General features: G+C 63.8%; 17 protein-coding genes and 1 pseudogene. 12 read left to right on the top strand and 6 right to left on the bottom strand.

From position 1 onward, the window contains the following. The first annotated feature begins 85 nt into the window (after nt 1-85). The 6 genes from AAFN89_RS02035 (at nt 86) to AAFN89_RS02010 (ending at nt 6,307) form a co-directional block, all read left to right on the top strand. A complete protein-coding gene (locus AAFN89_RS02035) occupies nt 86-772 on the top strand; it encodes a glutathione S-transferase family protein (RefSeq protein WP_347535366.1) in 687 nt (228 codons plus the stop codon). Nucleotides 773-782: 10 nt separating this feature from the next. After that, the gene (locus AAFN89_RS02030; RefSeq protein ID WP_347535364.1) at nt 783-1,112 is read left to right on the top strand and encodes a multidrug efflux SMR transporter; all 330 of its coding nucleotides are present in this window, start codon (nt 783-785) and stop codon (nt 1,110-1,112) included. A gap of 83 nt (nt 1,113-1,195) precedes the next feature. Continuing rightward, a complete protein-coding gene (locus AAFN89_RS02025; protein WP_347535362.1) occupies nt 1,196-2,512 on the top strand; it encodes an RsmB/NOP family class I SAM-dependent RNA methyltransferase in 1,317 nt (438 codons plus the stop codon). Next, nucleotides 2,509-3,096, top strand: a complete 588-nt coding sequence (locus tag AAFN89_RS02020) for a GNAT family N-acetyltransferase (RefSeq protein ID WP_347535360.1) — start codon at nt 2,509-2,511, stop codon at nt 3,094-3,096. The genes AAFN89_RS02025 and AAFN89_RS02020 overlap by 4 nt, the downstream gene beginning before the upstream one ends. An 86-nt stretch (nt 3,097-3,182) precedes the next feature. Continuing rightward, complete coding sequence (gene guaA, locus AAFN89_RS02015) at nt 3,183-4,760, top strand: glutamine-hydrolyzing GMP synthase (RefSeq protein WP_347535358.1); 1,578 nt, start codon at nt 3,183-3,185, stop codon at nt 4,758-4,760. A gap of 290 nt (nt 4,761-5,050) precedes the next feature. Then, nucleotides 5,051-6,307 (top strand): tyrosine-type recombinase/integrase, encoded by a 1,257-nt coding sequence (locus AAFN89_RS02010; protein ID WP_347535356.1) that lies wholly within the window; start codon nt 5,051-5,053, stop codon nt 6,305-6,307. Here the strand turns inward: AAFN89_RS02010 and AAFN89_RS02005 are convergent. The 5 genes from AAFN89_RS02005 to AAFN89_RS01985 all read right to left on the bottom strand — a co-directional run bounded on the left by AAFN89_RS02005 (nt 6,261) and on the right by AAFN89_RS01985 (nt 10,632). Further along, nucleotides 6,261-6,557 carry an AlpA family phage regulatory protein gene (locus tag AAFN89_RS02005; protein ID WP_347535354.1) on the bottom strand — a complete coding sequence of 99 codons (297 nt, stop codon included), beginning with the start codon at nt 6,555-6,557 and terminating at the stop codon, nt 6,261-6,263. The two genes, AAFN89_RS02010 and AAFN89_RS02005, sit on opposite strands and share 47 nt — an antisense overlap. 381 nt (nt 6,558-6,938) lie before the next feature. Next, nucleotides 6,939-8,267: a DUF5996 family protein gene (locus AAFN89_RS02000; RefSeq protein ID WP_347535352.1), complete on the bottom strand. Its 1,329-nt coding sequence runs from the start codon at nt 8,265-8,267 to the stop codon at nt 6,939-6,941. 33 nt (nt 8,268-8,300) lie between these two features. Continuing rightward, nucleotides 8,301-9,236 (bottom strand): pirin family protein, encoded by a 936-nt coding sequence (locus AAFN89_RS01995; protein ID WP_347535350.1) that lies wholly within the window; start codon nt 9,234-9,236, stop codon nt 8,301-8,303. 28 nt (nt 9,237-9,264) lie between these two features. Beyond that, nucleotides 9,265-9,561, bottom strand: coding sequence for an antibiotic biosynthesis monooxygenase (locus tag AAFN89_RS01990; RefSeq protein WP_347535348.1), 297 nt, complete (start codon nt 9,559-9,561; stop codon nt 9,265-9,267). Nucleotides 9,562-9,615: 54 nt separating this feature from the next. Continuing rightward, on the bottom strand, nt 9,616-10,632 hold the full coding sequence (locus tag AAFN89_RS01985) for a zinc-dependent alcohol dehydrogenase family protein (protein WP_347535346.1): 1,017 nt from the start codon (nt 10,630-10,632) through the stop codon (nt 9,616-9,618). A 600-nt stretch (nt 10,633-11,232) separates the two neighbouring features. On the opposite strand from AAFN89_RS01985, the gene AAFN89_RS01980 reads away from it, so the two are divergent. The 4 genes and pseudogenes from AAFN89_RS01980 (at nt 11,233) to AAFN89_RS01965 (ending at nt 14,358) form a co-directional block, all read left to right on the top strand. Continuing rightward, nucleotides 11,233-12,063 carry an alpha/beta hydrolase gene (locus AAFN89_RS01980; protein ID WP_347535344.1) on the top strand — a complete coding sequence of 277 codons (831 nt, stop codon included), beginning with the start codon at nt 11,233-11,235 and terminating at the stop codon, nt 12,061-12,063. 175 nt (nt 12,064-12,238) lie between these two features. Then, nucleotides 12,239-13,096 carry an alpha/beta hydrolase gene (locus AAFN89_RS01975; RefSeq protein ID WP_347535342.1) on the top strand — a complete coding sequence of 286 codons (858 nt, stop codon included), beginning with the start codon at nt 12,239-12,241 and terminating at the stop codon, nt 13,094-13,096. A gap of 267 nt (nt 13,097-13,363) precedes the next feature. Next, nucleotides 13,364-14,140 (top strand): annotated as a pseudogene (gene bla / locus AAFN89_RS01970) (class A beta-lactamase); the annotation flags it as partial. Nucleotides 14,141-14,157: 17 nt separating this feature from the next. After that, complete coding sequence (locus AAFN89_RS01965) at nt 14,158-14,358, top strand: hypothetical protein (protein WP_347535340.1); 201 nt, start codon at nt 14,158-14,160, stop codon at nt 14,356-14,358. Nucleotides 14,359-14,431: 73 nt separating this feature from the next. Here the strand turns inward: AAFN89_RS01965 and AAFN89_RS01960 are convergent, their stop codons facing one another. Beyond that, the gene (locus tag AAFN89_RS01960) at nt 14,432-15,343 is read right to left on the bottom strand and encodes an AraC family transcriptional regulator (RefSeq protein ID WP_347535338.1); all 912 of its coding nucleotides are present in this window, start codon (nt 15,341-15,343) and stop codon (nt 14,432-14,434) included. Between the two features lie 329 nt (nt 15,344-15,672). Between AAFN89_RS01960 and AAFN89_RS01955 the strand changes: the two genes are divergently transcribed. Together AAFN89_RS01955 and AAFN89_RS01950 are read left to right on the top strand one after the other, a co-directional pair. Then, complete coding sequence (locus tag AAFN89_RS01955; RefSeq protein WP_347535336.1) at nt 15,673-16,326, top strand: hydrolase; 654 nt, start codon at nt 15,673-15,675, stop codon at nt 16,324-16,326. Between the two features lie 235 nt (nt 16,327-16,561). Next, a complete protein-coding gene (locus AAFN89_RS01950; RefSeq protein ID WP_347535334.1) occupies nt 16,562-17,194 on the top strand; it encodes a LysE family translocator in 633 nt (210 codons plus the stop codon). The last annotated feature ends 157 nt before the right edge of the window (nt 17,195-17,351 follow it).

The following is a 17,351-nucleotide window of genomic DNA, read 5'->3' as shown; positions in this document are numbered from 1 at the left end:
TTTACTACACGACCGGCACATGCTCCCTCGCCGCCCATATCGTTGCGCGAGAGGCGGTGCGGGTCGAAGGCATGAAGGTGGCGGCATGACCGCCTCCGTCAAACTCACCCTCGTCAGCCACGCGCTTTGCCCCTACGTCCAGCGAGCGGCCATCGCGCTTCTGGAGAAGGGGGCGGCGTTCGAGCGGGTTACGATCGACCTTTCGGACAAGCCCGGCTGGTTCGAGGATATCTCGCCTCTCGGCAAAGTGCCGCTGCTGCGCGTCCGGCGGGAGAACGAAACCGAGGCCGTGCTGTTCGAGAGCAGCGTCATCTGCGAGTACATCGAGGAGACGCAGGCAGGGCCATCGCTGCATCCGGATGACCCGCTGGAGCGGGCCCGACATCGGGCATGGATGGAATTCACCTCGGCGGCTCTGGGTGACATCTGGCGGCTGGAGACCGCGTCGGAGGCCGAGCCGTTCGCGGCCGCCCGGCAGGCGTTGGCAGCGAAATTCATCCGCATCGAGGCGGCGCTGGGTGAGGGTCCATACTTCTCCGGCGACTGGTTCCGGCTGGTCGACGCGGCGTTCGCGCCGGTCTTCCGCTATTTCGACCTGTTCGACGGGCTGGCCGACCTCCGGGTATTCGAGGGCGCGCCGAAAGTGCGCGCATGGCGGCAGGCGGTGTCAGCGCGGCCGAGCGTGAAAGCTGCTGTCGGGGCGGACTATCCCGACTTGCTGTTCGCCTTCCTGCGGCGTCACGACGCCCACCTCCTGAAACTGGCGGCGTGAGGAGATGCCGATGTCTCCCACTCTCGCCTGGACGGCGCTCGTCGCCGCAGGGCTATTGGACGTGGCCTGGGCCGTGTCGATGAAATATGCCGACGGCTACACTCGCCTTGGCTGGAGCCTCCTGTCGCTGGCGCTTCTGGCCGCCTTCGTCTTCCTGCTGGGCCGGGCGCTGGAGACTCTACCGGTCGGAACGGCCTATGCGGTCTGGACCGGTATCGGCGCGGCGGGGACGGTGCTGATGGGCGTCGTTCTGTTCGGAGAGGCGCTGAACGCCATGCGCGTTCTGGGCGTCCTCCTCGTCCTGGGCGGAATCGTTCTGCTGAAGGCGGCGCCGGCCTGACCGGCTCCGTTTTCCCATGACAATCCGGTGGGGGTGGGGTAGGGGCTCCTCTCCTTCACCCTTCGTCACCTTATATCATCCCCATGACACCCGATTCCCGAATCAAAGCCAGCATCGAACTCCTGGATGCGATCCTGACCACGCCACGCCCGGCTGATGGCGTGGCGACCGCCTTCTTCCGGGCGCGCCGCTATATGGGGTCGGGCGATCGGGGCGACGTCTCCGCGCGGGTCTACGCCATCCTGCGCCATCATGCGCGGCTGGGCTGGTGGCTGGAGCGCGCCGGGGCGCAGCGCGACGATGCCCGCGCGCGGGTGATCGCCTGGCTGATGCTGGGCGAGGAGAAGCCGTTCGAGGAAGTCGAGCCGCTGTTCACCGGCGGGCGCTATGGACCCGACGAGTTGTCGGCGGCCGAACGGGCGCTGCTCAAATCCCTGAGCCGGAAACCGCTTGAGCCGGAGGAGATGCCCGACGCCGTTCGGCTGGAATGCCCGGACTGGGCGGAGGCGTCGTTGCGCGTCGCCTTCGACGGCCGATTCGAGGAAGAGATGCGGGCGCTTCTGGTCTCCGCGCCGGTCGACATCCGGATCAATGAGGCGCGGGGTACGCGGGAGGAGGCGCGGGCAGGTCTGAAGAAGAGCGGCATCCACGGCAGCGCCACCCGGTGGTCGCCGCTGGCGCTGCGGGTCGAAGGACGGCCGCCGCTGGCCGGCCATCCGCTGTTCAAGTCCGGCGCGATCGAGATCCAGGATGAAGGATCGCAGCTCGTCGCCCTGCTGGCCGACGCCAGGCCGGGGATGCAGGTGGTTGATTTCTGCGCCGGGGCCGGCGGCAAGGCGCTGGCCATGGCCGCGCGGATGGGCGGCAAGGGGCGCATCGTCGCCTGCGACGTGTCCGAAGGCCGGCTTCTTCGCTCCAAGGAACGCATCCGGCGCGCCGGGATCGACAATGTCGAGCCCAGGGTTCTGGCTTCGGAACGCGACAAATGGGTGAAGCGCCAGAAGGGCAAGTTCGACCGCGTGCTGATCGATGCGCCCTGCAGCGGCGTCGGGGCCTGGCGGCGCAATCCCGATGCGCGGTGGCGGCAGGTCGATCTGGCGGAACTGACGGCGCTTCAGGGGCGCATCCTTGAAAGCGCGGCGCGGCTGGCGAAGCCGGGCGGGCGCGTGATCTACGCCACCTGCTCCCTTCTGCCGGAGGAGAACGAGAAGCGGGTGGAAGCCTTCCTTGCGGCCGACCCGTCCTTCCGGCTGATCCCCGTGCCGCAGGCATGGGCCGCTATCTCTGACGGCCCGTGTCCGACGGCGGAACCGATGCTGAGGCTGACCCCGGCGACCCACCAGACCGACGGCTTCTTCCTCGCCGTCCTGGAGAAAGCGACAGGGGACAAGGCGGAATGAGCGACGCGCCCACCCGGATCGAATATCTGGTCCGCCGGGCGCTGCTTGTCGACGTGCCGACGCTGGCCGACATCCATGTCCGGGCGTGGCGGGAGAGCTATCGGGGCATCGTGTCGGATGCGGCGCTGGACCGGCTGTCGGTGGAACGGCGGGCGCTCCAGCATGCGGAGCGCATCGGACGGCCGCTCGACGACAGCGCGACCTATGTGGCGATCGAGCCGGGACGGGGCGTCGTAGGCTTCGGCGTCTGCGGCCCGCGCCGCTCGGGACCGCCGGATTTCGAAGGCGAGTTCTACGCACTCTATTTGCTGGACCGCGCGAAGGGGCAGGGGCTGGGACGGCGGCTGATGGCCCATATGGCCGAATGGTTCGTCTCGCGTGAGCTTTCCTCGGCCTTCGTGCTGGCGCTGAAGGAGAACCATCCGGCCCGCCGGTTCTATGAAAGGCTGGGCGGCGTGGAATGTTTCGACCAGCCCTTCACTCTACAGGGCGAAAGCTATCGTGAAATCGGCTATGGCTGGCGGGATGTTTCGATCCTCGCGCGGCCGGCCTCGCCACCGATTGGACGGCCGTCGGGCGCGTGATGGCAGTATTGCGCCGCCCGCCGCTTGTGCCGGCGGTTGGGCCGCTATAGCTTGCGGCCCTTCCGACAGCAGGGACCGCTGACACGATGTCCGATATCTCCGACCTTCCCCAGCATCATGACCGCGTTCTGATCGTCGATTTCGGCAGCCAGGTGACGCAGCTCATCGCCCGCCGGGTGCGGGAATGTGGCGTTTATTGCGAGATCTGGCCGTTCAACAACGCGGCCGACGACCGGGTCCGGGCCTTCGCGCCGAAGGCCGTGATCCTTTCCGGCGGACCGGCCTCCGTAACCGAGGAAACGACGCCCCGCGCGCCGGAGATCGTGTTCGCTCTCGGCGTGCCGGTGCTGGGCATCTGCTACGGTCAGCAGGCGATGTGCGCGCAACTCGGCGGCGCGGTGGAGGCCGGCGACCATCGGGAATTCGGGCGCGCCTTCCTTGACGTGAAGGAACCCTGCACCCTCTTCGACGGGCTGTGGGAGACGGGCCAGCGGGAGCAGGTCTGGATGAGCCATGGCGACCGGGTGAACCGGCTGCCCGACGGCTTCCGCGTGGTGGCAACCAGCGACGGCGCGCCCTTCGCGGCCATCGCCGACGACAGCCGCCGGTTCTACGGCGTGCAGTTCCATCCCGAGGTGATCCACACCCCCAGCGGCAAGGAGCTTCTGGAGAATTTCGTGCGCCGGGTCGCCGGCTGCGAGGGCGACTGGACCATGGCGGCCTTCCGCGAGGAGGCGGCGGCCAAGGTGCGGGAGCAGGTGGGCGACCGGCGGGTGATCTGCGGCCTGTCCGGCGGTGTGGACAGCGCCGTCGCCGCCGTCTTGCTGCATGAGGCGATCGGCGACCAGCTCACCTGCATCTTCGTCGATACCGGCCTCCTGCGCGAGAGCGAGGGCGATCAGGTGGTCGCCATGTTCCGGGAACATTACAACCTGCCGCTGATCCGGGTGAACGCCGGCGACAGGTTCCTCGGGGCCCTGGCCGGCGTGACCGACCCGGAAATCAAGCGCAAGACCATCGGTTCGCTGTTCATCGACGTGTTCGACGAGGAGGCGCGCAAGCTGGGCGGCGCGGATTTCCTGGCCCAGGGAACACTCTATCCCGACGTGATCGAGAGCGTGTCGTTCGCCGGTGGCCCCAGCGTCACCATCAAGTCCCACCACAATGTCGGCGGCCTGCCCGCGCGGATGAAGCTGAAGCTGGTGGAGCCGCTACGCGAACTGTTCAAGGACGAGGTGAGGGCGCTCGGCCGGGAATTGGGCCTGCCGGAGAAATTCATCCGCCGCCACCCGTTCCCCGGACCGGGCCTGGCAGTGCGCGTACCCGGCGAGATCACGGAGGAGAAGCTGACGATCCTGCGCAAGGCCGACCTGATTTATCTGGATGAGATCGAGCGCGCAGGCCTCTACGACGCCATCTGGCAGGCCTTCGCCGTGCTGCTGCCCGTGCGCACCGTCGGCGTGATGGGCGACAGCCGCTCCTACGACTGGGCCTGCGCGCTGCGCGCCGTCACCTCCACCGACGGCATGACCGCCGACTACTACCCCTTCCCCCACGACTTCCTCGGCCGTGTGGCGACCCGGATCATAAACGAGGTCAAGGGGATAAATAGAGTCACCTATGACATTACGTCAAAACCGCCAGGGACGATTGAATGGGAATGATTCCGAACCGCCGGAGACGATCGGCAGCTATCGGAAAACTTCCTATAATCCGTTGATATGAATTAGAAATACCTTCAGACACATTCACTCACTATCATCCTGCAAAGAAGTCGGTCGACGGACTGGGTGACGGGTCGCGATGGGCTTGCCATATTCGCATTTCGGGGATACCGTCATCGTCACAAGCCCAGTTGACGGTAGTTTTTCTGGCCTATCACTTTGATAAAGCTAGAAAGACGAGGAGGTGGAGGCACCGGACTGAGCTGACGGTATTCGCGAAAGGAACCGCCATGCTCACCGATGTTGCCCTCAAAAATCTCAAGCCCAAGGGAAAGCCCTATAAAGTCAGCGACCGCGACGGGATGTACGTCCACGTCGCTCCATCCGGCCGGATCACGTTCCGGCTCGATTACCGCCTCAACGGGCGAAGAGAGACCGTGCTTCTCGGTCGCTACGGACCTGCCGATCTCTCGCTGGCCCGTGCGCGCGAGAAATGCATCGACGCCCGACGAATGGTCGGGGAGGGTCTTTCTCCTGCACAGGAGAAGCAACGCCTGAAGCGGCGCCTGAAAGAGGCGAAGAGCTTCGGCGAGTTCGGGGAGCGCTGGTTTCAGAAAGCGCCGATGGCCGACAGCACGCGAGCGATGCGTCGCTCCATCTTCGAGCGCGAGCTTCGCTCCGTCTGGCAGAAGCGACTGCTGACTGAGATACTGCCGGACGATCTGCGCGATCTCTGCGGGAGGATCGTCGACCGCGGTGCGCCGGCCACGGCCATACACGTTCGGGACATTGTGAAGCAAATCTACGGCTTCGCGATTCTGCACGGGGAGAAAGTGAAGAACCCAGCCGACGAAGTCGGCCCAGCATCGATTGCGACGTTCAAGCCGCGCGATCGATCACTGTCCGCAGCTGAGATCCGCATACTGCTCAAACAGATTGAACACGTCGCGACACTGCCGACGATCCGGCTCGGCGTTCATCTTTTTCTTCTGACGATGGTGCGTAAGAGCGAGCTGCAGGACGCCACATGGGATGAGGTTGATTTCGAGAATGCGGTCTGGACGATTCCGAAGGAGCGAATGAAGCGGTCGCGACCGCACAACGTCTACTTGGCGCGGCAGGCGCTCGACATAATGATCGCATTGAAGACGTGTGCCGGCAATTCTCGCTACCTCCTACCGTCTCGGTACGACGCGGATGCGCCGATGTCGCGCGCAACTTTCAATCGCGTAACGCAAGCTGTCATCGAGCGCGCGCAGAATGAAGGCCTGCCACTGGAGCATTTCACAGTTCATGATTTGCGGCGGACTGGGTCCACAATCCTGAACGAGCTTGGCTTCAACAGTGACTGGATCGAGAAGTGTTTAGCTCATGAGGACGGAAGGTCGTCACGTGGCGTCTATAACAAGGCCGAATACGAACATCAGCGCCGCCACATGATGCAGGAATGGGCTGATCTGGTAGACGCTTGGGTTCAGGGCCGCCAGCGGGCTCCGGTCATCACGCCTCCGGCGATGGCGACCCCGCTGCTCGATCCGTGCCTCTGACGGGACGGGTCTTGCGAAGCCGGACGTCAGGGTGGTTCGTGGGAGAAACCTGCTTGCCTCTTCGGGAGGCGAGCCAGGCTTCGACCTCGGCGAGGTCCCAAACGACGCAGCGTGGGCCAAGAGCAAAGCGGCGTGGAAACTCACCGCGCTGCTCCATTTCGTAAATAGTGGTGTCCGCGAGCGGTACGATCTGCTTGAGTTCATGCCGTCGGATGGTCCGCGGCAAGTCTTTTGATCTTTGGCTGGGCATCGCGATCTCCTGACTGCCTTCCAAAGAATGCAGCGGATCGTCCGCGAAGGAAGATGAAACGGGGCGTAGTAGTGCAAAGACAGGGCGCGGAATGTTTCGGCACGAGGCGTGTTGCCGACTCCTCAGTTGCTCAAGAGGTTCGAATCCCGCGTGGTCCGCCGCCTGCGAAATGGTTCGCGGCCGCGCGACGGAGCGCTCGGGAGCGCGCTGCAGTCGCTCGCAGTTCGACTACCATCCGGTGGGCCACGCAAGTCGAATCTGCGAACTATTCCTTCGCTATTGCGCTACGATAAGGTCGTACAAAATCGACTGATGCACTGTCGACGTTCTTACTTCGTCTATTGATCCGGCGCGGCCTGAGCGGGGCGTGGCCGTGTTCAATCAGCTCGGCCGACGCGGCGACGTTGTTGCGCTTGTCGAGGCTGTATCGCTCGTGCCCACCGTCTTCGGATCAAGCGATGACTGTTGCAGCACATCTTGCCACTCTGGATGGCGGTCGATCTGCGCTTTTGCGAAAGGGCAAAGCGGAACGATGGCGATTCTTTCGCGCCGGGCATCTTCGACCGCCTGTCGCACCAGTTGCTCGCCAATCTTTCGGCCACGTAAGGCCGCTGGAACTTCGGTATGGTCGATGATAATCAGCCCGTCACCGGCTCGGCTGTAGGTCATTTCGGCTTCCACGTCATCGACGACGATCCGGTAGCGCCCTTTGGATGCGCCGTCTTCCCGCTCGACCTTTTCGCCGCCAACTGAAGGCGCATCATTCGCCAACGCCGCATCCGGCGGGCGTACCTGACGTGGCTGTCCATGCGCACATTCCAGAAGAGCGCGGTCCCATCCGCCTAGGTCGGCAGCCGCTTCATAGGTCGAAACGAGAAACGCCATGAGGTCTGCGTCGGGGTCGGCCGCCGACCGGACGGCGTCGTAAGGCAAGACGAACTCCGACAAACCCTCGTGCCAGAACGCGGCATCGGGTCGGACGGTCGCGGCCCGGTAGCCGCTCGGCGCCGGATAGGCGTATGCGTAGAAGGCGGGATAGTCGATACCGTTGCCGCCCGGCCAGAAGCCCGCCGAGGACACTTCGCGGTCATAGGCCTCCTGCGCCACGTCGTCGGGCAAGGCGGGAATGCCCGCCGGGTGTAGCGGCGCGCGCCGGCCCGAGAAGCGGGTGACCGCCAGGTCGAGAGCACCCCAGAACAGATGAACGGGGCTGGACTTGCCGAGAAACGAGGTGCGGAACCGGTTGAGAACCCTGTCGACCGCCATCAATGCCTGATGGAAGCGCTGAACGGCTTCACGGTCATAGGGTCGGTCGCGATCATCCTCGGCGAACGGAATCGGATAGGGTACCTCGTTCGGCTGCCCATTGAAGGTCGGCGTACCGCCGAGTTCCGAAATCAGCTGCACGAAGCTCGCGTGGAATTTCGCGACGGTGGTCGGCCCGAGATCGAAGTACGCCCGGCTCCCGTGGCCGCAGGTGCCGACGACCCTGTGCTCCCGGAGGTCAAACAGGATCTCGATGCCGGGACCGTCCGGGATGGGCGAGGAGGCGAGGCCGATCGGCGTGACGTAGAAGGTCGCGTTCCATGAATGGTTGAGCCAGGGGGTGTGCGCCAGGCGATACTTGCCGGCGATCTGCAGATAGAGATGCAGGGCGGAGCAGGTCTCGCGCCAGCCGAGGTAGTCGAGTTCGGGCCAGTTGCGGGTCATCGCGGTTCCTTCCTTCAGTTTCCGTGGCGCCGTTCAGTCCGGCAGTGGTATGTGCTCCGCCCGGTCGTCGATGGGCAGATCGAAGCGACCCTGCCCCCAGTCCTCGGCGCGCCATTCGGCCTTGGCCGCCTCGATCCGCTCGCGGGACGAGGCGACGAAGTTCCACCAGATGTAGCGCGGTCCGCTGAGCGTGGCGCCGCCGAGGATCATCAGCCGTGCTCCCCGGTCGCCGGCCGCGACCGTGATCCTGTCGCCGGGGCGGAAGACCATCATCCGTGACGCCTCGAACGTCTGGCCTGCGATCGAGATGGAGCCCTCGACGATGTAGATGCCGCGGTCCTCATGATCGTCTGGCATCGGCAGCCGGCGCCCGGGCTCGAGCGTCACGTCGGCGTAGAAGGTCTCGGAGAACATCTTGGCGGGCGCGACCTCGCCATAAGCGGTGCCTAGGATGAGCCGGACCGAGATGCCCTCGTCCTCGATCATCGGCAGCTTGTCCTTGCCGTGATGCTCGAAGCTCGGCGCGACGTCCTCGTGCGCGTCTGGCAGGGCCAGCCACGTCTGGATGCCGAAAAGGCCGTTCGGACCTTTCCGGGCGGCCTCGGAGGTACGCTCGGAATGGGTGACGCCGCGGCCTGCAACCATCCAGTTCAGCGCGCCGGGGCTGATGATCTGGTCGGCGCCGGTGCTGTCCCGGTGATGAAAGTCACCGCGATAAAGGTAGGTGACAGTTCCGAGACCGATATGCGGGTGCGGACGGACATCGATGCCCTGTCCGGTCAGCAACTCGGCCGGTCCGGCCTGATCGAAGAAGATGAACGGCCCGACCATCTGCCGCTTGGGCGCCGGCAAGGCGCGCCGGACCTCGAAGCCGCCAAGGTCGCGGGAACGCGGGACGATGAGGGTTTCGATCGCGTCGATCCCGCCCTCGTCGGGACAGCCCGGTTCGATTGCTGGGTTCCAACTCATTTGACCTCCAATAATAGCGTTCTGACGGTCATGGCGCGGCTCCGTGCGGGACGTGGATCACGACCGGCTGTTCGCGAAGTAGCGGCTCCAGCGCCGCCATGAAGTGGGCGTGCGCCTCGCTCGGCTCGAAGCCATTCACATGCGCCTCGAGATCGCGCCACGCCACTTCGAGGAGAAAGGTGTCCCGTTCGTCCATCGCTTGGACGAGACGGTGGCGAAGGTGGCCGTCCGCGGCGGCGAGAAGCGGACGGACCGCGTCGAAGGCGTCCTCAAGGGCGGGCCCGTTGCCCGGCAGGACGCGCAGTATCGCGAGTTCGATGACCATGCTGGCTCTCTGGAGGGGGGACGGCCCGAGCACGCCTCGGGCCGTCCGAACAGATCACGCTGCGGCTGCGAGCGGCGGCACAATCGTCTCTGCCTCGCCCGAGACATCGATCGCGACCTTCCCTCGCAGCCCGCGGCGAGCGCCTGTCTCCAGAACCTCGTGCCCCTCCGCGAGGCGTTCGAGGGGGAGGACGGCGCCGATCACCGGCCGCACGAGCCCGCGTTCGACAAGGTTCGTCAGTTCGTCGAGCTTGCCGCGATTCTGGCGGGTGAAGACAAAGTGATAGGAGGCGTTCCGCCCCCAGGCCTCGATGAGGTTTTGCGGCGCCGCGATATCGACGATCGAGACGACGCGCCCAAACGGCGCAAGCACGAGCGGGCTTCTCGTCAGAGTATCGCCGCCGATCGTGTCGAAAACGACGTCGACTCCGCGCCCGCCGGTAAGCGCGCCCACGGCATCGACGTAGTCGGTAGAGGAGTAGTCGACTACATCGTCCGCGCCGAGCGCATGGACGAAATCATAATTGTCGGCGCGTGCAGTCGTGATGACCCGTGCTCCGATGGCCTTCGCGATCTGGATCGCGATCGTTCCGACGCCGCCGGCACCGCCATGGATGAGGATCGTCTCGCCGACGCGCAGGCCAGCGCGACTGACGATGGCCTCCCAGACGGTCCCGCCCACGAGCGTCAGGCTCGCTGCTTCGACATGCGACAGGTTGCGGGGCTTGCGGCCGACGAGATCGACGTCGGCGACATGGACCTCGGCGTACGACCCGGCGCCGCCGAAGATCTTCGGCGTGTAGTACACCTCGTCGCCGGGGGCGAACTCGGTGACATCCGCACCGACGGCCTCGACGACGCCGGAGACGTCGTGACCGATCACGGCCGGCAGCGGCACGTAATCGGCGTAGTCGCCACGACGGATCTGATAGTCGAGCGGGTTGATCGCCGTGGCGTGGACGCGAACGCGAACCTGCCGCGAGCCGACCGAAGGGACGGGAAGGGTCTGAATTTCGAACGCGTCGGGACCGCCGAACCGGGTCAGGACGACGGCCTTCATTGTGTCGGACATGCTGTCTTCCTTTCGTTGTATCGAAATACGTCGATGCGTTAGAGCCGAAGCGGGCGGGTGATCCGCCTACGCTCCCTCTGGTCCTCCGAGACTCGCGCCGCCGAGGATCGCAGGGCAGTTGATCGCGGCGTTGAATCGATCTTACCGAAACGCCGCGACGATGCGGTGCGGGGGCTGCTGCGCAGGTGCCAATATTGCGCTTTTTCCCGCCTACCGGCGAAACTGCGGCCGCTCACTCGCCGAGGTCCGAACGAGAGTTCGATGTTTCGTGAAATTCGAGGCAGTCAGCCTCGGTGAAAAGATGGAGCGTCACGTACCGCCGTCACCAATGGCAGGTCATGCGAATGCGCTGAAATGAACCGCGCCGCGCTTAGCCCGCAAGATCGGCAACTGGACCGCAGCTTCCGCGCCGCGCTTTGTTCAAACGCTTGCTACGGTCATCGGACTGGAACCACCGAGCGCGTTCGTTCGGAATGGAACCTGTTTGCAAGAGGACGGCACGGCCCAACCGTCGACACCGCTCGCGACAGGCGCCATGGCGCCATCCTGACGCTGCCGTTTCCAGGAATTTGCTCAAGCTCAACCGGAAGGGAATCTGTCATGGCCACAATCACCACATCCGACGGCACCAACCTCTTTTACAAAGACTGGGGCCTGAAAGGCGCGCAGCCGGTGATGTTTCACCATGGCTGGCCGCTGAGCGCCGACGACTGGGACAGCCAGATGCTGTTCTTCCTGTCTCAAGGCTATCGCGTAATCGCAGCTGACAGGCGCGGCCATGGCCGATCGGACCAGACCGACACCGGCAACGAAATGGACACCTACGCCGCGGATGTCGCGGCAATAGTGAAGGCGCTGGATCTTCAAGATGTCATCCATATCGGCCATTCGACCGGCGGGGGCGAGGTCGTTCGCTATGCCGCCCAGGCCGAGCCGGGCCGTGTCGCCAAGGCCGTGCTGATCGGCGCTGTCCCCCCGGTGATGGTCAAGTCCGACAAGAACCCGAACGGTATTCCGATGGAGGTCTTCGACGGATTTCGCGAGGCACTGTCCCGGAACCGCGCGGAGTTTTACAAGAGTATTCCGAATGGCCCGTTCTATGGCTTTAACCGCAAGGGTACGGAGGTGAGCCAAGGCCTGATCGACAACTGGTGGCGTCAGGGTATGGCCGGCGGCGCGAAGGCACACTACGACTGCATCAAGGCATTTTCCGAGACTGATTTCACTGACGATCTGGAAGCGATCACCGTTCCAATCCTCTTTCTGCACGGCGAAGACGACCAGATCGTCCCGATCGAAAACTCGGCACACAAGGCAGTCAGGCTGGTGCGGGACGGAACGCTGAAGACCTATCCGGGTCTTTCACACGGCTTGTTCGCCACGCACCCCGAGGTGGTGAACCCTGACCTGCTGGCCTTCGTTCGCCACTGACGAGAAGATACTGGGCAAGAGGCCCAAGATCGGCGGATCCGCGGGATCGGCCATTCGGGGGCGTGGCCGCAGGCAGAATCTGGTCGTCAACCACCAGTTTCGGCGGTTCATGATGAGTGGCATCCCGGTGCCCGAGCCGCCCCGAGGTTATCCGAATCCATCCAGGAAGAATGCGATGTCTGTGAACTACAGAACTCAACAGGTCGGAGATGTGAAGGTGTTCTACAGAGAGGCGGGCGCAAAGAACGCTCCTGTCCTCCTTCTGCTCCACGGCTTCCCCTCATCGAGCCACATGTTTCGCGAGCTTATTCCACTGCTCGCCGATCGATATCGCGTGATTGCTCCGGATCTGCCGGACTTCGGCCAAACCGAGGCCCCGGAACGTGGCGTTTTCGAGTACACATTCGACAACCTCGCTCAGGTCATCGATGGGTTTACGCAGGCTCTTCGCCTCGACCGCTATGCCCTCTATGTCTTCGACTATGGAGCCCCAGTCGGATTCCGGCTGGCGACTACGCATCCCGAGCGCGTAACGGCTCTGATCAGCCAGAATGGCAACGCCTACCTTGATGGCTTCAGTGACGAGTGGGGACCTTGGCAAGCGTACTGGCGCGACCCCAATCCCGAAAACCGGGAGGCCTGTCGCGCATCGCTTTCGGCCGGCGTGATCGAGAACTGGCAGTATCGCACTGGTACGGACCCGAACCGGCTTGCCCCCGACGGTTACTTGCTTGACATCGCTTTGATGTCTCGACCGGGCGCAGAAGAGATTCAGTTGGACCTGATCCTGGACTATCGCAGCAATCTGGAGCGTTATCCCGAATTTCAGGCTTACTTCCGCAATCATCAGCCACCGCTGCTCGCGGTTTGGGGGCGTCACGATCCGGCTTTCATCCCCGCAGGTGCGGAGGCTTATAAGCGCGACCTTCCCAATGCCCAGGTTCATCTGCTCGATACCGGTCATTTCGCACTTGAAACACACGCAAGTGAAGTTGCTCGATTCATCCGTAGTTTCCTTGGTCAGTATCTTTAAGAGCGGGTCAGGCAACTCGGCCGCTCAATTGAGAGCCTGCTTGAGCCAAAGATCTCAGCAAAACTAAACCGGATATCGGTCGAGCAGCGCCTGCCACCTGCCCGGTGGCTGACAGGTTCGCATTCCGGATGAGCGCGAAATCCATCTTCACAAACCGGCAAAGGAAACACGTCGATGAAGAAACCTCTGGTGTTGCTATCCTTTCTTCTCTGCGCCATCGGTCCGCAATTGGCGACGGCGGCCGATAACCCGGTTATCGATGCGGCCCGACAGGCAGAGTCTCGGCTCGACGCGCGCGTAGGCCTGGCTATCCGCGATACCGGAAGCGGCGAAAGCTGGCTCTACAAGGCCGATGAACGATTCCCCATAGCCAGCACGTTCAAGGTCCTGGCCTGCGCGGCGCTTCTTGCGCGCCAGGATGCGGGCGACGAGAGCCTCGATCGGCGCGTGGGCGTCGCCCAGGAAGACATTGTCACCTACTCCCCCGTCACCGAGGGTTGGGTGGGACAGGAGGTCAGTCTCGGCGCGCTGTGCGCGGCAACGATGCGGACAAGCGACAATACGGCTGCCAACAAGGTGTTGGAAGCAATCGGTGGGCCAGAGGCGCTCACCGCGTTCATGCGGTCCCTCGGCGATCAAACGACGCGGCTGGATCGCTGGGAAACCGCTCTCAACGAAGGAACGCCCGGCGATCCACGTGACACGTCGTCTCCGGCAGCCATGGCAGCTTCGCTCGAAAAGCTCGTCCTGGGCGACACACTGTCGTTATCTTCGCGCGAGGAACTGACAGGATGGCTGGTAGGCAACGAGGTCGGCGGTCCGCTGCTGCGGGCGGGCATCCCCGGAGACTGGCGCATAGGCGACCGGACGGGTGCGGGCGGTCACGGCTCGCGTGGCGTCGTTGCCGTTATTTGGCCGCCGGAGCGAGCGCCCATAGTTGCTGCAATATACATCACACAGACCGAGGCGACGATGGAACAGCGCAATGAGGCCATCGCTGCGATCGGCAGCGCATTGGCCAATGTGCTTTCGGGCGAGCAGTAACGTTTCCGGGGCGCACGATGCTCCGCTCCCAGATCGCAATGGCCGTTCCCCATTGCGGGTTGTCGGTAATTCCGCTGCCGACGCGCGCCGGCCACGGCGCAGGGGTGCCGCTCGACAAGGTCATTGGCCTCCACGCCGACATGTTGGCGTTCGCGGCCCACTGGACGGGGCTGGACATCGCGCAGGCAGACGACGATCAGATCACGCCTTCCGGCTGAGGCGAAACCAGGTCCGCTTAAGGATGCCCGATCCGGAACCGGGGCTTTTGGCGGCAGGTGGCGCCACTGAAAGTCACTGCGTCGCGATAGAGCGCACCGGATCGCGAACTGCCCGGCGATAGTCGGTCGGGCTCATGTGCCGATGCTTGATGAATACCCTGGCGAGTACCTGGTTCGACGAGTACCCGACCTCCTGGGCGATCTCCGTGACCGGAAGGTCCGTCAGTTCGAGAAGTTCGCAGGCTTTCTCCAATCTCAGTCGCGTCAGGTAGACCCGTGGCGGAACGCCGACGCTCTGCTTGAACATGCGTGCGAAATGAAAAGGTGAGAGTTGCGCTTCGGCTGCCAGCTCGTCGAGGCCGATGTCTTCCGAAAGCCGCGCCCGGATAAGCTCCAGACAGCGCCGCTCTGCCCAAGAAGCAAGGCCGCCCCTCGCCGGCGCGAACGGTGCTCCGCTCAACCGACACAACTCGGCCATGATCTCGCAGCCTGCGGCCCGCGCCAGCAGACGCGACGGCGCCCCTTCCTCCTCACACAAAACCCATAAGTTCCGGAGCGCCGACTGAATGGACGGTGAGTGAAATAACCCTCGGTTGACTTGCAGGCGTTCCAACGACAACCGGCCGTCGGCGGCTTCATCGAGCACTTTCTGCCACTGCGCCGTAGGAAACGACAAGCTGCGAAGCTGATGCCTGGCGTCGACCATGACCGTATTGGCGAAGTTCGGCGCAGCAAGAAAGAAGCCGCCTTTTTCGCTCGTCACATCGAAACGCCCACCTCCCATGTCGCCGCTGACACGGCTGCCGCCGAGCAGGTCCTGATACAGGATGAGATCCGGCACGGCAGGGTCGGACATGTCCCCGGCCGGTTGCTCCGCCTCAAGCAGATTGAGGATTCCGCCAGGGGATTTCATCGTGCGCACATAGGACGCGAGGCGGCCTTCACTGTACCATTGGGTGAAAGACGAATAGGCAGGCACCGTCATTGCTGCGCCTCCTATTGAAATGGCGATCTGCGCGCGCGGCCCGACGGGGCCGCCACCCGAGCGCGCCAGCTCATCTGGCTCCGTGGTAGCCCCACAATACTTGATCGGCAACCAGACGGGCGCACAATTTCGCGGCTGTCGGCACGATCGGTGGCGTTCCGCTACGTGGGTTCAGCGATAACACGGTCAGCGCTCGCGTGACCGCCGCCCCGGTCCCTTTACCGCAAGACTGGCACTTTCGCGGCAGCTTCCGCGCCGCGCTGCTCAGGCATGTTCTCTAGGTTCAGCCACCAGAGCTCGACTCTTTCTCAGATGCAAAGGATGACACAATGACCTTCCGCAACGGCCTTGACTCGCTTCTTCGTCCCGAAGATTCGGTCCTCGTTCTGATCGACCATCAGCCCTACCAGCTCGCGAACCTGAACAGCCATGACCCGCACATGGTGGTGAACAACACGACCGCGCTGGCCAAGTGCGCCAAGGTGTTCGGCGTGCCCACGATCCTGACTACCGTCATCGCCGCCCGGGGCGGCGACCTCTTCCCGCATGTCACCGAAGTGTTCCCCGACCAGGAGGTTATCGACCGCACGACGATCAACACCTGGGAGGATCCGAAGGTCGTGGACGCGGTCAAGGCGACCGGCCGCAAGCAGCTGATCATCGCCGGTCTCTGGACCGAGATCTGCGTCGCGATGCCGGCGCTCCAGGCCGCCGGCGAAGGCTGGGACGTGACCGTAATCACCGATGCCTCGGGCGGCACGTCGCTCGAGGCGCACGAGGTCGCGATCCAGCGCATGATCGCGGGTGGCATAAACATGATGACCTGGCTGGCTCTGGCGTCCGAATGGCAACGTGACTGGGCCCGCGCCGAGACGGCGACCACCCTGAACGACGCCCTCAGGAACCATCTCGGCGGCAGCGCCATCGCCTATCTGTGGGAGCAGCAGCTGCTCAACACGCCGGTGCCGGGCATCGCGGCCTGATCTCGGTGGGGATGGCAGGCGATCCGCTCCGAAAGCAAGCTGTTGATCGACCCTCGTCATCCCCTCTCGCGGCCGCCCGACAAATGTCGCGCATCATAGGCCGTGACCTATTAGGGGCCGCTCCGACCTTCGATTGGCGACCAGTGGTCCTGCTTGCCTTGGGGCATGGTCGAAAGCCGATACGCCACGTTCAAGCCGCCAAATTCCTCTATCAACTCTTAGCCCATGGTGGACGATGGAAGTCCCTGCCTATCTCACCTTCGTGATCGTGAGCGCGGCCCAATCTGCAACGCCCGGGCCATCAACCTTGTTCATCGTGAACAACGCCATCGCCTATGGGTGGCGGCGCGCACTGGGCGCCCTGAGCGGCGATCTGGTCGCCATCGCGATGCTGGCCACACTTTCCGTCGTAGGATTGGGCGCTCTGCTCGAAACCTACCCCGCGGCCTTCCTCGCCCTCCGCCTTGCGGGCGCTTGCTACATCATTTGGCTCGGTTGGAGCTTTCTTCGCCCCGCCCGGCAGCATGCTGGTTCGATAGCTACCGAGACGCCACTCTCGCAAAGTGGGCTGGTGCTTTGGGTTCACTCGTTCGGCGTGGGTATCAGCAACCCTAAGGCCGTCCTGTTCTTTGCCGCTCTGTTCCCGCAATTCCTCCCTGTGGACAGCGGACCGGCTGTTCTCGCCTTTCTCGTCTTAACCTTCGTGGTCGTGAAGTTCGTCGTTCTCGGCGGCTACGCGCTCGGAGCACGACACGTCGTCCGACTGCTTCACAAGCCAGAGCATGCAAGGCGCGGAAGGATGCTGACCGGCATCCTCTTCATGCTTTTCGGCGCGGTGATGCTCTGGTCAGCCCTGACCGCCACGTGAGACTCCGCAATACAGCGAACCACTACTTTCGCACCAAAGTGAGCGTCGGCAACGAACTCGACCGGGCTTTCAGCCACCTCGAAGGAGCAACCAAGAAATGGCTATCGATCTTTTCCCAATCGACCTGGAAATGGATGTCCTATCCGAGCTTCAAGGT

Origin of the sequence: Inquilinus sp. CAU 1745 (genome assembly GCF_039839375.1) — a bacterium.
Classification (GTDB): Bacteria; Pseudomonadota; Alphaproteobacteria; order DSM-16000; family Inquilinaceae; genus JBDOQU01.
This window is presented reverse-complemented; position numbering and strand designations above follow the sequence as displayed.

Coding starts and splice junctions, on each gene's coding strand:
- AAFN89_RS02005 (WP_347535354.1), bottom strand. CDS start 6,557: ATGCCCAGCCAAAGATCAAAAGACTTGCCGCGGACCATCCGACGGCAT.
- AAFN89_RS01965 (WP_347535340.1), top strand. CDS start 14,158: ATGCTCCGCTCCCAGATCGCAATGGCCGTTCCCCATTGCGGGTTGTCG.
- AAFN89_RS02035 (WP_347535366.1), top strand. CDS start 86: ATGACCGCCTCCGTCAAACTCACCCTCGTCAGCCACGCGCTTTGCCCC.
- AAFN89_RS02025 (WP_347535362.1), top strand. CDS start 1,196: ATGACACCCGATTCCCGAATCAAAGCCAGCATCGAACTCCTGGATGCG.
- AAFN89_RS01995 (WP_347535350.1), bottom strand. CDS start 9,236: ATGAGTTGGAACCCAGCAATCGAACCGGGCTGTCCCGACGAGGGCGGG.
- AAFN89_RS01975 (WP_347535342.1), top strand. CDS start 12,239: ATGTCTGTGAACTACAGAACTCAACAGGTCGGAGATGTGAAGGTGTTC.
- AAFN89_RS02010 (WP_347535356.1), top strand. CDS start 5,051: ATGCTCACCGATGTTGCCCTCAAAAATCTCAAGCCCAAGGGAAAGCCC.
- AAFN89_RS01990 (WP_347535348.1), bottom strand. CDS start 9,561: ATGGTCATCGAACTCGCGATACTGCGCGTCCTGCCGGGCAACGGGCCC.
- AAFN89_RS01950 (WP_347535334.1), top strand. CDS start 16,562: ATGGAAGTCCCTGCCTATCTCACCTTCGTGATCGTGAGCGCGGCCCAA.
- AAFN89_RS02030 (WP_347535364.1), top strand. CDS start 783: ATGTCTCCCACTCTCGCCTGGACGGCGCTCGTCGCCGCAGGGCTATTG.
- AAFN89_RS01960 (WP_347535338.1), bottom strand. CDS start 15,343: ATGACGGTGCCTGCCTATTCGTCTTTCACCCAATGGTACAGTGAAGGC.
- AAFN89_RS02020 (WP_347535360.1), top strand. CDS start 2,509: ATGAGCGACGCGCCCACCCGGATCGAATATCTGGTCCGCCGGGCGCTG.
- AAFN89_RS01980 (WP_347535344.1), top strand. CDS start 11,233: ATGGCCACAATCACCACATCCGACGGCACCAACCTCTTTTACAAAGAC.
- AAFN89_RS01955 (WP_347535336.1), top strand. CDS start 15,673: ATGACCTTCCGCAACGGCCTTGACTCGCTTCTTCGTCCCGAAGATTCG.
- guaA (WP_347535358.1), top strand. CDS start 3,183: ATGTCCGATATCTCCGACCTTCCCCAGCATCATGACCGCGTTCTGATC.
- AAFN89_RS01985 (WP_347535346.1), bottom strand. CDS start 10,632: ATGTCCGACACAATGAAGGCCGTCGTCCTGACCCGGTTCGGCGGTCCC.
- AAFN89_RS02000 (WP_347535352.1), bottom strand. CDS start 8,267: ATGACCCGCAACTGGCCCGAACTCGACTACCTCGGCTGGCGCGAGACC.